Origin of the sequence: Stieleria bergensis, from assembly GCA_007745635.1 — a bacterium.
GTDB classification, from domain to species: domain Bacteria; phylum Planctomycetota; class Planctomycetia; order Pirellulales; family Pirellulaceae; genus Stieleria; species Stieleria bergensis.
On record CP036272.1, the window covers coordinates 5,518,840 to 5,531,986 of the forward strand.

Below are 13,147 nucleotides of genomic sequence, written 5' to 3' on the forward strand. Positions count from 1 at the left end.
CCCGATCTGTCACGCAAAGGACCGGCGCCGTTCGCCCACGCGCCCGATCGCTGTCGTGCATCCCCTCCAAAGCCAAAGGTTTCCAGAGCAAGGGTTCCCGAGTCGGCTGACGACTTCCTGGCTGGCCCTCCCCAAACGAGTTACCTGAAAAGCTTGAGATTGGCCGGCTTGACCAACGCAATGCCGGCTCACGTGACGCCAGAATCGCGGCCCAGTGACGTCTCGCGCGGCAACGTGACGTCTCGCTCGACACCGTGACCGTTGCGCTGCATGAGCGACGAATCAACCACATTCAAAAGGGGGGCTTTGGGAACTTTGTGCGTGTCTGGACACCTGTGCATGTCGTGAGGAAAAAACTAGCCAGGGTGCCCACAAGCGTCCGAATCGATGGATGGGTTGTTCTGATTGCACCGTTAGTGCCATTTGGAATGAATGAACGACCTGATGCCCCACCAACGTTTCACACTGATGCTGTAGAAGTCGCCGTGCACCAATCATTGATCGCCGCATTGAAACTCAGCGCCAAGTCTCTGAAGGCCAAATATTTGAGCGTCAAATATTTGAGCATCGGACCTCGAGATCCGCGAGGCGTTCAGGCTGATTCTTCCGACGGGCTTGGCCTCGATCCAATCTCTGGTTCGGTAGCATGCCGCGCTTCTTCAAGTGGCCTGCTGGTCATCGCGCTGGCGTGCTGCTGTTTGGCGACCACGCTGACAGGCTGCCATCGACAGTTCTACCGGAAGCAGGCGGACCAAGAAGTTAATCAACTGATCAGTGAAAAGGCTTCACACGTTGCTCGTCCACCGGTTGGGCGGCTGAACATCGAGGTTGATCCTCGCAGCCGGATGTTCAATCCATTCGACTTAGACTTCCAGCCAATCCCCGTGGATGATCCAGCCTCCAATCGCTACATGCAGTGCGTCGATGGCAAACGAGGTTATCCGTTGTGGAACGCGGCGGGTGTGACCAATGCGGCGGAGAGTCCTGATTGGTGGCAGTACTTACCGCTGGACGAAGACGGCGTTCTGGTCCTCAACGCCGACTCGACCGTGGAGCTGGCCTTCCTGCACTCCCCGGAGTACCAGCGTCAGCTAGAACAGCTTTACTTGTCAGCACTTGACGTTAGCAGTGAACGCTTCCTGTTTGACACTCAGTTCTTTGGTGATGTCGCGTCGGCACTGGATGTTGATGGCCCGGACGTCGGTGACTCAACACGTGCGACTCTCAGTGACGGACTCTCGATGACACGTCGTTTTGCAACCGGCAGCCAGATGGTCGTTGAACTAGCAAACAGTATCGTTTGGGAGTTAAGCGGTCCGAACGATCAGTATGCACCCACGTCACGCAACTTTTTGAATTTCTCGTTCATCCAACCACTGCTTAGAAACGCGGGACGGGATCGCGTCCTGGAACGTTTAACATTGTCGGAGCGTCGCTTGCTTTCCAATGTGCGAGCGTTTGAACGGTACCGGCGAAGCTTTTACTTGAACGTGACCATTGGGCGTGGCCTAGAGAGTCAGGTCAGCAGAAGTGGCGGTGTATTCGGTGTTGGCTTGCAAGGCTTTACCGGCTTGGGTTCTGGATTTGGCGGCATTGGCGGCGGCGGTGGTGGTGGTGGCATTTCGTTCGGTGCTGCGGTTCCACAAGCCGGTGGCTTCATGGGACTGCTACAAGATCAACTGCAAATCAAGTTCCTGAAAGAGAACATTGCTCGGACCGGTGAGAGCAAGCTGATTCTAGAGAACACGCTGATTGAACTGCTAACGACGATCCCTGATGATCCCGAAGAAATCCTCCGGCAACGGCTTCAGGTCGCGCAGCTGCAAAACGACTTGATCGATTTGGAACGTTCGTTGGTCAGCACGCAAGCAGCCTACCAAGCGACCATTGACGGTTACCTGCAAACCATGGGCTTGCCACCTTATCTGTGCGTGCGGATCGAAGATCCATTGCTGGAGAGTTTTGAACTCATCGATGAACGGCTGCAATCTCGCCGAGAAGACCTGATCGCTTTGCGAACAGCAATCGGTGAATTGAACATTCAACTGTTAGGGCTGGGCGAACAAGTCATTGACGAGACCACCGGGCTGCCGGCTTCAACGCTGAAGTGGACGCCTGAGGTCGAACAGATTCTCGCCCGCATGGAGATCGAACTCAAACCGCTCAAAGCGTTCCTGTCGCAGCTGACCGGGCCGGATGCACAAAACGTCCTAAGCGACATTACGACACTCAAAGAAACGGTGCCGCTTCGCATCGAGCAGAGCCAGCAACTGCAGGCGGGCTACCAAGAAGAATTGGATTGCATCTGCACCTTGATGAACATCGAGAAAGTTGACGATTCGATTTTTGACACGTCGGATCTGCCGGAACTGCCCGCTGAACTGACCGAGACTCACAACAAACTTCTCAAACGCCTGAACAGCTACAACGCGCGGATTGAAGTCATCGACGCCAAGTTGCAGCAATACCTGAACACCGATGCGGGAGCTCAATCCGATCCAGCACAACTGGCCAATGACATTCGCCAACAGCTCGTGCTGAGCATTCAGGATTTGCTCGCCGAATTGGGCGAAGACGTGTTGTCAATGCAACTGATCCAGGCTCGTGCACGAACGGAAACAGCGTTCTTGCCAGTCATCCAAATCTCGCCAGCCCAGGCCTTCGAGGTTGCCCGTCGCAACCGACGTGACTGGGCCAACGCTCGAGCCGCCTTGGTGGACTCCTATCGCTTGATCGAATTCAACGCCGATGATCTGGAAAGTGGATTGCAACTGCGATTCGATGGTGGCTTCCGAAACAACGGCGAAACACCGTTCTCGTTTAACAGTGACAGTGGATCGCTGACCGCCAGCCTCCAGTGGGATGCACCGCTAACACGACTGCAGGAACGCAACACCTATCGCCAAGCCCTGATCGAGTACGAACGCAGCAAACGAACGTACTATCAATACGAAGACAACATCTGGCGATTGATGCGCGGCCAGATCCGCCAACTAAAAGTCAACCGACTGACATTTGAGTACGGTCGCCAATCGGTCAAGATTGCCACCGACCAGATTCAACTGAACGAAGACATTCGAGAACTCCGTGACTCGCGTGGTCTGGCCAGCGGCCCGACCGCTGCTCGAGACACCAGTGGTGCATTGGCGTCCCTGCGACGAGCCCAAGAAACGTTGCTGAACGTGTATGTCAACTACGAAGTCGTGCGTCGCAACCTGCAGTTCGACCTCGGAACCATGGAACTGACGCCGGACAACATCTGGTTGGATCAACCGATCGACGCCGAGTACTTCTTGTCGTTGCCTGGCACGACCGTGGAAGCCTTCCCAGCGTACGAATGCAATGATTGCAATCTGCCGATCCGCCGACAAGGGGAACCCATCCCCTATGGCACGCTCAGTGACACCGAAGCGTCGCTCCATCAATCACCACCGGTCATTGAAGCAGTGTACGAAGTGCCTGAAAGTGAAATGCCGGTCGAAGAAGCGTCAGCAGTCCAAGGGCAAGCGGTCGAAGTGCCTGCTGCAGCCGAAGAAGCACCGGCAGTGGAAGAAGCACCGGCTTTCGAAGCAACACCGGCACTGGCCCCGTTAGCAACAGACCCACCGCCCGCGGCGGAACCTTCCCCAGACTTTGAAGCCACGCCAACACGAGGACCTCTGAATGCCCAAGAGTCAGCGACGGTGCCTTCGCCGTAATGCAGTGGAGCGAAAATCAGCGGCCTGTCTGGCCACTGGTTTACGACTGGCCACTGACTTACGACTGGCCACTGGCGTGAATGCCATCAAGCTGCTCAGCGACTATTTTTTGGCGTCAATGCACTGCTTGGCCGCCGCCTTCAGCTCTTTGACCGCCAAGCCCATTTGCTTTGCTTCGGCGAATGCTTTGTCAACGTCCTGCTGTTCTTGCAAAACGCGATGCACGACCCAGGCGGCTCCGGCACGTGCGCCCGCCGCACAATGCAACAGCACCTTGGAGTCCTGATCCGCTTGGCTCATCAATTCGCTGCAACGCTTTGCCAACTTGGGATTCAAGTCGTTCGGTGAACTGATCACCAGACGGACGAACTCAAGCCCCAGCTCTTCGCAAAGTGCTTCCTGATCAAAACGCTCTTCGTCCGGATGGCGCAGAGAGATGATGGTGGTGAAGCCTTGTTTCTTCAGATCGCGAAAGCCTTGGGGGCTGGGCTGGCCAGCGACAGCCACATTGCCCACCTGATACGTGCGAATCGATCCATCCACCTTGATCTTTTGAATTGCCGGCGGCTCGGCAGCGTGAAGCGGTGCGGTGGCGGCAACCGACATGGCGAACAAGACGCTTAGAGCGACGCAACCGTGGAACGTTCGTGACATCATTTTTTAGCGGGCGAGAGAGTGGGAGGGGAGGGAAGTCGTTGCGAAGGCAAACAGAGGGGCAATGCGTGACGGCGTCTGGAAACGCCATCGATTAACGGTAGTAGGCCGCGGCGATCCATTCCGCTGCCCGTTCGATTTGTTCGTTGCTGGTGGTCCAACCCAGCGAAAAACTGACCGAGCGACGAATCTGCCGATCGGTCATTCCAATCGCCCGCAACGACCGAACAAAATAGTCGGGGGGATCAAAGCAGGTGGCAGAATTCATGACTAAGTCTCTGGCCGAACGCTTGAGCAAGTCAATTTCGTCCGGCATTTCGATGGCCACTGTATTGGGCAGGGTCTCACTTGGTGCCGCAATCACCGCCGGCGGATCAGGCATCGCCTGTTCCAAGCGAGCGATGAATTGATCGCGCAATTCTTCCAAGGGGTCTTCGGCTGTCAAGCTAAATCGCTCGGCCAATTGTGCGGCAGCCCCCATGCCGACGATCCCGGTGACGTTTGGAGATCCGGGCCGCAGCCCCATTTCCCCAGCATCGCCGCCATGAATTCCCTCCATGGCCAAACCGCGACGCACATACAAAGCGCCCACTCCCTTGGGGCCATAAAACTTGTGACTACTGATCGAAGCGGTGTCCACTTTCATCTGCTTGACATTGACGGGAATCTTGCCAAACAGTTGCGTCGCATCGCAGTGCAGATGAACGCCTCGATGAGCACAGAGTTCGCCGATGGCCGCGACCGGTTGAATGGTCCCCAAGATGGGATTGGCAGCCTGAACACAAACCAGGCGGGTCTCACCGCAAATCATTTGTTCAACGGTCTGCGGATCAATCAAGCCGTTGCCAGCGATGGGAATCTGTTCGACCGTCCAGCTTGGATCTTGACGGGCCAAACGCTGCACGGTGTCCAGCACCGAATCGCACTCCAACGCACTGACCAAGATGTGACCGCCGCGTTGAGGCCGGCCAGCATTGTGTTGCGTGCCCAGCAAACCAGCGATCGCCAATTGATTGGATTCAGTGCCACCGCTGGTGAAAACAATCTCGAATCCTTCACAGCCGGCTAAGGCGCCCAGGGATTCGCGTGCTTCGGTGACCGCTTCATCAATGGCTGTTGCGTGCCAATGCTGTTGCTCGGGCAACATAAAATACGTTCCCCAGTAAGGCTGCATCGCTTCCAGGACACTTGGGGCGGTGGGCGTGGTGCGGTTGTAATCCAGGTAAAGCAGCGGCACGATCAAGAGAAATCCGACGAGCAGGCAACAAGCAAAACGAGAGTCCAATGTACAACGCGACCCGTCTTGCTTGAACTGATCGCTGGCTGGGTGACAGCATAATTCGGGCAATTCCCCCCACCGGCCGGTTGGCAGGAAGTCACCACGGGAATCTAGCCCTTTGGTAGCGATTACAACGGTTGCGTGCCTGCCGAAGCGGCGGGCACGCCCTGACGCCGTGACCTGGAACCCGAACGGATTCCAGCGTTGAATGCCCAAACGACTGTCCAGTTGGCTCCCTCACAGCGCGTTGGCAGACCGGAACACTTCCCCAGAGAACCTGCGTCTGCACACAGGCGGGAGGTTCACCCACCAGGGGGTGACGGCGAGCTGACAGCTTTGAAACTGTGAAAATTAGGAAATCGCGGCCGGATGCATTTGCAAAAATCCCCCGAAATTACGATAATACAAGCTAGACCGCAGCTCGGGTTTGTTCTCTTTTTCTGACGGCATTGTGTCTGGAAGTGGCGAGATGAGTCGCCACACATTGCAGGGCCTTTTGGATGATCCTGCCGTCCTGGCCTGAACACGCTGCCCTCGTGCGGGACTTGTCCTTTCTATTCTTCTAAACGCAGGAGCGTTGGCTATGAATCAAAAACGTACCGGTTTCACGCTGGTGGAACTGTTGGTGGTCATTGCGATCATCGGCATTCTTGTGGGTCTGTTGTTACCTGCTGTAGGCGCCGTTCGCGAAGCAGCGCGCAGAGCGCAATGCCTCAACAACCTGCGTCAGTTTGGAATCGCAGTCCAAACGTTCCACACCAAGAAAAATCGCCTGCCAACCTACACGACCAGCTATGGCCTATTTGCCGGTGGCAACGATCCCGCGACCGGAAACCCTTCGACACCACACATCAAACTTGGTGGCTGGGGCGTGCCGCTGCTGGCTGAACTTGGCGAGCAACCTGTTGCCCAGCGCTGGCTAGAAGCTCGATTCCCAATCTATCTACCATCTCCTGATTCCTTTGATGGCTCAGGTGGTAACTACAACAAAGATGCCGCGCCGAACTTGCCCACCTTTCAGTGCCCATCGAACGTGTTGGAAAATGGCTCGATCGGGAACAGCTCGTATGTGCCCAACAATGGCGGCGCGCTACGGAACAACTCGGGAAATCTTTTCGACGCTGCCATGTTTTACCAGTCCGAAAACAAGAACAACGGCGTGTTCCAACTCGGTTACGCCGGTCCCGTCGGCAACCCGTTCTATCGCCCCAAGACTCCCAAACGCACGATGGAAGACTTGGTGGATGGCGAAAGCAAAACCATGTTGATCAGTGAGAACATTCAGGCGCTGCCATGGCACCGCGCCGGTTACCTTGACGGAGACGACCTCCAGACCGCCACCGGCGACTTGGACTGGGGTGTGCCTGCTGTGGCCACCGACGCCGCTGGACTGAGCCGCGGACTAGCTTACCTGCGAGCCAAGTACATCAATGGCATGGTCTGGCATGCCGAGAATGACAATCCGACTTTTGGAGCTCCAGCAGTTGCTCGCGACCACAAGATCAACGGTGGTGGCGATACCAGCGAAAGCATCACGGTTCGCCGAATGACTGCTGCTGATTGCTTCGATCTGGCTCGCCCCTCATCCCTGCACCCAGAAATGGCCAATTGCGTGATGGCCGATGGCTCAACCGTCAGCTTGCAGAACAGCATGAGCTATGAAGTCTATCAAGCAATGATGACCCCTAACGGCTCCAAGAGCAACGTGCCCAATCCGGCGTTTATCATCACCGATGAACTCGAGTAGACCGCGCTGCAACGGCACGCGAGTCAGCTAAACGAATCAACGAAACAGGGCACGCCAACACGGCGTGCCCTGTTTTGTTGTCTGATCGCTGACAGCGAAGAAGATTGCCTGACAAAGCAATCACGTTGACACTGCTGATCAACGCCTGCTGATCAACGCAGCGGGCTTAGAGCTCTGTTTGCACGACTTCCCACTTGGCGGTGTCCGTGCAATGATTCCAAACGCTTGGCATGGGCTCGGCGGTCAACTGACTTCGAATCATGCTGGCCAAAGGATTGGGGACGACCAGCGCGACCGTTTCATCTCGTGCTCGCTTGAGACACTTCTTCAAGGCCTTCTGGATCCGGTTTTGGACATCGCCCAGCGACTCACCCTCAGGGGCGGCGCACTCCAATGGATGCTCAGCACCTTGGCGATAAACGCGGGGATGGTTTCGCTTGATCTCCTCGATCAGTTTGCCATGCCACAGACCTTGATTGATGTTTTGAAAGGCATCCATCACCTTGGTCTTGACCATGCGCCCACCCTGTGGCTGTGCCGCAGCGATCAAGGCCGCGGTCTGCTGAGCGGACTCGCAGGGGGCGGCGTAAATCATGGTGATCGGCGTGTCGCATAGCTGACTGGCCACCGCATTGGCTTCAGCGAATCCCGCTTCGGACAGGGGCATGTCCAGGGATCCCTTGAGCCGACCTTGTTCATCAAATTCTGTGGGCCCCGGCTGCACTAACAACAGCCGCGTCAATGTCGCGGTGCTACTCATGACTGGCCTCCGCTCATCTGGGCATTCAAATCAGCGATGGCCGCCGAATAGTCCTGATGTTTAAAAATGGCCGAGCCGACGACGAACAGATCGCAGCCAGCAGCTCGCGCCTGCCCAATGGTGTCCCGATTGATTCCGCCATCGATTTCAAGAAGCAAATCAGGATGAGACTGCTTTAAGGTCTGCAAGCGTTCCAAAGCAATCGGATTGAAAGCCTGTCCGCCAAACCCAGCATCGACGCTCATCACGAGCACCATATCGACTTCAGCCAAGCAACCGTCCAACGCCTCAAGCGGAGTCGATGGATTCAAAGCGACACCAACACAGGCACCGAGCGATTTGATTTCGCGGGCAGCCTGTGCAGCATCCTCGACCGCTTCGACATGAAAGGTCAGCGAATCAGCGCCAGCGTCAATCATCGGCTTGGCGTAGGCCAATGGATCCTTGATCATCAAGTGAACATCCATGGGCAGATCGCTGTGCTTGCGAATGCCTTCGACGATCGGCATGCCATAGGTCAAATTAGGAACGAACTGACCATCCATCACATCCAGATGAAGGCACTGGGTTCCAGCTTGCTGCAGCCGATCGAGTTCTGACTTCAGATCACCAAAGTCACACATCAATAGGCTGGGCAAAACCCCAGGGGCTGCTCGACGAATCAATTCCAGCTTGTCTTGCGACATGCAGTACTCTCAACAAATACACAATGCGATGCGAGGTGACGGCAGAGCAATCAGCACGACCTACAGCCTGCTCTCAATGAGCAAACTGCCACCAAGCTGCCAAAACGGAGCATCGCGGCGAATCTTGAAAGACGCCAGGGTGGTCACTGAGGTGTGCCTTTGTCAATTCACTCTCCCAGTCGAGCGGTTTGTGGATCCGGCTGGCAAAGGGCGTTCAAACCCGCATCACGCTGAAGCATTTTTAGTTTCACACCCGTTAAAGGCGTTGCATCTCACGTTAAAAAAAACGATTTCTTCTCCGCTGAAGTCGGAAAATCTCCTCAAAAACCCCTCTGCTTGACTGGTCGCCAACTGCAATCCCCACGGCTGTGCGGAGAGAGCGGGCCGTGAACACTGTGCCGGAGCCCATTCTCTGAGCGACCTGAAATCCGACTCCAGAACGGGCTCATTAAAACTCGCTCCCCCATTTGCCCCAACATTCGCACCTGCATGCCGCCAGTCGCGGTACGCCAAGCTGACTGATCACCCACCGAATCTAATCAAGCCTGATGATCTACCTTGCTCTGGCGGCAGCGGTTTTCGTAGCCTCCAGACACGTCAAGAACCGTTTTCACGCAGGTCTTTGAAAACGCCTGGTTGGCACGCCAAGCCACCAAGCAAAGACGATTTTGCTAGCGTCCAGTTGCTCGATCGACTCGCTGGCCAACTCGTGGACGAATCATTTGCGACCCACCGTTTGGTGTACTTCCGGGGCTTCGACCAACCATGCGATCCGGATTCAGGAAAACAGCCATGTGCAATCAGCCAACGTTCCAAGCCACTCTCTCTGTGCCCAAGGTCCTGGTGCGGATCAAGCACCACGTCCTCGCGCAGTTGGTGCTCTTGCTGGCGACGATGGCTGGCTCATCCCTTTCGGCGATGCAATTGCCTTTTGAGGAACCCTTGAAGTTACCCGACGACGTTCCATCCTCTGCGGAGGAACAGCTGCCGGCTGCAGAACGGGATTCAGAGGCCAGGCTGCCGGAACCGGAACGCGGGATCGAGCTCTCGCTGCGCTCAGCTGCTGCAAACTGGCCGATCGTGACCAATGACAAGCCGCTTCAACTGACGGTCCAGTTTCGTGGTCTGCCGTCCGGCCTCCAGTCTCGACTGACCGCACAGTGCCAACTGGTACGGATCAGTGACCATCAGGTGATGATGGAACATCGACAACAAGTCACACGCAGCGTTGATGGCAGCACGTCGGCGATCGAGTTGACGGTCAGCGACCTCGGGCAACCAGGTGTGTATCAATGGAACGTCTCACTTTCACAGCAACAAAAGGCGTGGTCTGGGCTGGTGCGTTCGGAAAAAACGATTGCCCAGCACAAGGTTTCGATGGCCGTTTACGCTCCGACGACCACTGGCGACACCGAACCGTTCGCGGCGACCGAAAGACTCCGTTGGCAATCAAGCGGTGATGCCAGCCCGATTGATCCGCTGACTCGCGTCACCCCCGACTGGATTCCCGAGTCCGCCACGCGGTTTGCCCCCGATATCACGCAGGTGGGCGATGCGCTGACGATTCCAACGTTTGGCCCCGCGTCCAGTAAAACCGCCTCTGCTGCCCCGTCCCTTGGGACCTACGGCGCAGCGACTCCCTGCTTGCTGACGCTGCCACGCTATCGAGCGCATGAACTGACCAAGTTGCAACTGAACGTGCAGTCGACCGACCGGACCACCGATCCGATTCGGCTGAAACTGGAGTATTCCGCTTCGCCAAATTTCCAAGCCATCACCCGTGCTGTCCCCGTTACCTTATGGCCGCAACTTGACCTGCAGGCCGTTCCCCCGCTGGGCACCAGTGCGCTGGAGGTTCTGCACTATCCGCGTCACGCCCAGGAATACCTCCGAGTCACGAATCTGGACTCAGACAACACCGTGACGATCGATTCGGTTCAAGTCTTTTCGGCCAACGAGGAACAACAAGCGACGGAGGCCAATGCCGCATCAAACCTGGCAACGAACCGACCAGAGCCGGGCGGTCGCAGGCTGCACTGGCACTGCCGCGATCAGGACTGGATCAAACAACTGACTCCAGACTTGGAACCAGAGACATTGGGCAAGCATGGCGACAGCGCGGAAACGCAACAGCTTTACCGGGCTTGGATTGCCTTGCAGCGACTGGAAAGCCACGCTGCCTGGATTGGCTATCAGTCGGTGTCCGTCCCCCTTTTTGAGACAAAGGCTGCCGAGCTCAAAGACAGCGACACCGCGTCCAATGAATCCACCAACGCCGAGGGCGACTCACTGCCCCCACCGCGGCAAGGCACACAGCAGTTATCCAGCGAAGAGGTTGCCGCTGGCAGGGCGGACGCTCCGAACCTGTCTGCTGCCGTCCAGCAGTGGGCTCAGTCGCTTCCCCTTCGCATCACGCTGCGTCACGAAACCACCAGCGACGCCAGCGTCACTGGATCAAACAGCCATCCCCGGCGACTGGATTCGGCACTCGCCCAGCGTCCCTCACTTGATGGCGTCTCCATTGCGTTTGCAGGCAATGATGATCTGGCAATGGTAACCGACGTATCGGCCAGCGGCATCGAACAGCACACCACCATGGCGCATCGCCTCCTGACGCTATTGATTCAAAGCAACCCACACTTGACTCAGCTTGACGCCGCCACGTTGCCGATGGCTTGCCAAAGCACCACCCGGGAGGCCTTGCAACAGTTTCGTCTGACGCCAGAGAACTCCATCGTGATCCCTGCCGCCGCAACGCCGGCGCAACCAGCCTCTCGACACAATGTTGTTCTGTTAGCTTCGGGCGAGCTTGCCGCTGACTTTCAACTCAGAAAAGGTGTCAATCAATTGACTTTGATCAACCGCAACCCCTGGGCCACGGACATCACGCTCCAAGTTCAGCACGAGCAGTCACTGGCGATCAACCTTGTTTCCCTGCACCCCGAGATTGCCGCTCAACGTGTGGGCGCTCCGGCAGACTTTCGCGTTCGTGTGCCTGGCAACTCGATTGTGAATGTCAAACTTGACTGCCCTCCCGGGCCTGCTCAAATCAGCGAGTGGTCACAGAGCATTGCTGACCAGCCGACCGCGAGCAACGCCATCGAACTGTATGTCCGCCAGGTCACCCATCTGCTGACCAGCCTGCAATCACCTGCCAGTGAAATCCCGTTCACCAACGGCAGCTTTGAACAAACCGGCCAAGCGGGCATGGTAGGCTGGCTGCATTCGCAGGTGCCCAACGGTGCCGTGCAAGTTGATCCTCAAGAAGCGATCGACGGTCGAGCGTCACTCCGAATGAGCAACGATAGCGATCAAACGAAATGCTGGCTGATGAGCGGCCCCATCACGCGCCCCGCAGGACAACGTCTGGCGATTTCAATGGCCTTTCGGTCCGCCCTGCAGGGCTCGTTGCCCAACAGCAATGCCGCCGCTCGAGCCCAGCAACTTCGGATCACCCTGGAAGGCGAGAGCGATGGCCAAATCATCTCCATCAGCAATCGCATCACTGTGCCTCAGACAGGAACCTGGCATCGTCGCCAAGTGGTCCTAGAGGCAATGGCCCATCAGCTCGCTCATGTCGAATCAGTGCGGTTGACGATTGAATGCCTTGGCAAAGGAGATCTCTGGCTAGACGACATTCGAGTGCACACTGAATTTGCAACCACAGCGGAACAGGCGGAACTGAAACAACTGGCTTTCAGTGCTCTGCAAGGATTGTCGGAACAGGATCTCGAGGCGACTGGCCCACTGTTTGCCAACCGCTGGGCACTGCGTTTGCTGTCCGACAGCCTGCGGTCTGCGCCGTCGCGGAATGTGGCTCGCAGAGACTGGCCCAGTCAAGAAGCAACTCACTCGCTGGCGCTGCCGACACTGCGTCCACGAGCCGAGCAAAGCCCCTGGGGCAACACACGCGACATCCCCAACGCTGAGGCGGCCGAAGGCGCCGGACTGAGCATCCTGCCGAACCTTGAAAGCATCGGCCCGAAGCGAATCCTGCCGTTTTACCATGGGTTCTCGTTGCCGGGCAACCTTCCGCTAAGCCCCAACGCGGCGTTCCCCGATGATAGCGAGGCCACCACGACGCCAAAGAGCGTCACCGACAGCGAGCCCCAAAAGGCCAAGCAACCCGGCGTCGCGGACCGCATTCGCGACCTAACGCCCAAACCGTTTCGATATTAAGCATTTCCCATCAGCTGTTCTGTCGCTGACCACGCGCCATCAGCAACACCTGCCGCTTGCGGGAGCGGTCGGCCGGTTGGCGGTGGTGGCATGCGGATGAGTGTGCCGATTTGCAAGGCGGGGCATTGGTTGTCTCAAAGGCCG

The 13,147-nt window shown here is 57.0% G+C and carries 7 protein-coding genes; 3 read left to right on the forward strand and 4 right to left on the reverse strand.

Features of this window, described 5'->3' with window-relative positions; all coding sequences use genetic code 11:
• The first annotated feature begins 428 nt into the window (after positions 1 to 428).
• Positions 429 to 3,698: a hypothetical protein gene (locus tag SV7mr_RS19330; protein ID WP_145275797.1), complete on the forward strand. Its 3,270-nt coding sequence runs from the start codon at positions 429 to 431 to the stop codon at positions 3,696 to 3,698.
• Between the two features lie 102 nt (positions 3,699 to 3,800).
• Here SV7mr_RS19330 and SV7mr_RS19335 read toward each other — a convergent pair whose 3' ends face one another.
• On the reverse strand, positions 3,801 to 4,355 hold the full coding sequence (locus SV7mr_RS19335) for a protein tyrosine phosphatase family protein (RefSeq protein ID WP_145275799.1): 555 nt from the start codon (positions 4,353 to 4,355) through the stop codon (positions 3,801 to 3,803).
• A 91-nt stretch (positions 4,356 to 4,446) separates the two neighbouring features.
• Complete coding sequence (locus tag SV7mr_RS19340) at positions 4,447 to 5,589, reverse strand: cysteine desulfurase family protein (protein WP_419187628.1); 1,143 nt, start codon at positions 5,587 to 5,589, stop codon at positions 4,447 to 4,449.
• A gap of 625 nt (positions 5,590 to 6,214) precedes the next feature.
• Here SV7mr_RS19340 and SV7mr_RS19345 point away from each other — a divergent pair.
• Entirely contained in the window at positions 6,215 to 7,378 is a 1,164-nt protein-coding gene (locus SV7mr_RS19345; RefSeq protein WP_145278685.1) for a DUF1559 family PulG-like putative transporter, read from the forward strand.
• A 166-nt stretch (positions 7,379 to 7,544) separates the two neighbouring features.
• Here SV7mr_RS19345 and SV7mr_RS19350 read toward each other — a convergent pair whose 3' ends face one another.
• Both SV7mr_RS19350 and rpe read right to left on the reverse strand, forming a co-directional pair.
• Entirely contained in the window at positions 7,545 to 8,138 is a 594-nt protein-coding gene (locus SV7mr_RS19350; protein WP_145275801.1) for a histidine phosphatase family protein, read from the reverse strand.
• Entirely contained in the window at positions 8,135 to 8,824 is a 690-nt protein-coding gene (gene rpe / locus SV7mr_RS19355) for a ribulose-phosphate 3-epimerase (protein ID WP_145275803.1), read from the reverse strand. Before rpe ends, SV7mr_RS19350 begins: the two co-directional genes overlap by 4 nt.
• Positions 8,825 to 9,616: 792 nt before the next feature.
• Here rpe and SV7mr_RS19360 point away from each other — a divergent pair.
• The gene (locus SV7mr_RS19360) at positions 9,617 to 13,003 is read left to right on the forward strand and encodes a hypothetical protein (RefSeq protein WP_145275805.1); all 3,387 of its coding nucleotides are present in this window, start codon (positions 9,617 to 9,619) and stop codon (positions 13,001 to 13,003) included.
• Positions 13,004 to 13,147: the final 144 nt, after the last annotated feature.

Bases quoted from the DNA above. Each gene is read 5' to 3' on its own strand.
- rpe (WP_145275803.1), bottom strand. From the start codon at position 8,824: ATGTCGCAAGACAAGCTGGAATTGATTCGTCGAGCAGCCCCTGGGGTT.
- SV7mr_RS19360 (WP_145275805.1), top strand. From the start codon at position 9,617: ATGTGCAATCAGCCAACGTTCCAAGCCACTCTCTCTGTGCCCAAGGTC.
- SV7mr_RS19335 (WP_145275799.1), bottom strand. From the start codon at position 4,355: ATGATGTCACGAACGTTCCACGGTTGCGTCGCTCTAAGCGTCTTGTTC.
- SV7mr_RS19345 (WP_145278685.1), top strand. From the start codon at position 6,215: ATGAATCAAAAACGTACCGGTTTCACGCTGGTGGAACTGTTGGTGGTC.
- SV7mr_RS19350 (WP_145275801.1), bottom strand. From the start codon at position 8,138: ATGAGTAGCACCGCGACATTGACGCGGCTGTTGTTAGTGCAGCCGGGG.
- SV7mr_RS19330 (WP_145275797.1), top strand. From the start codon at position 429: ATGAATGAACGACCTGATGCCCCACCAACGTTTCACACTGATGCTGTA.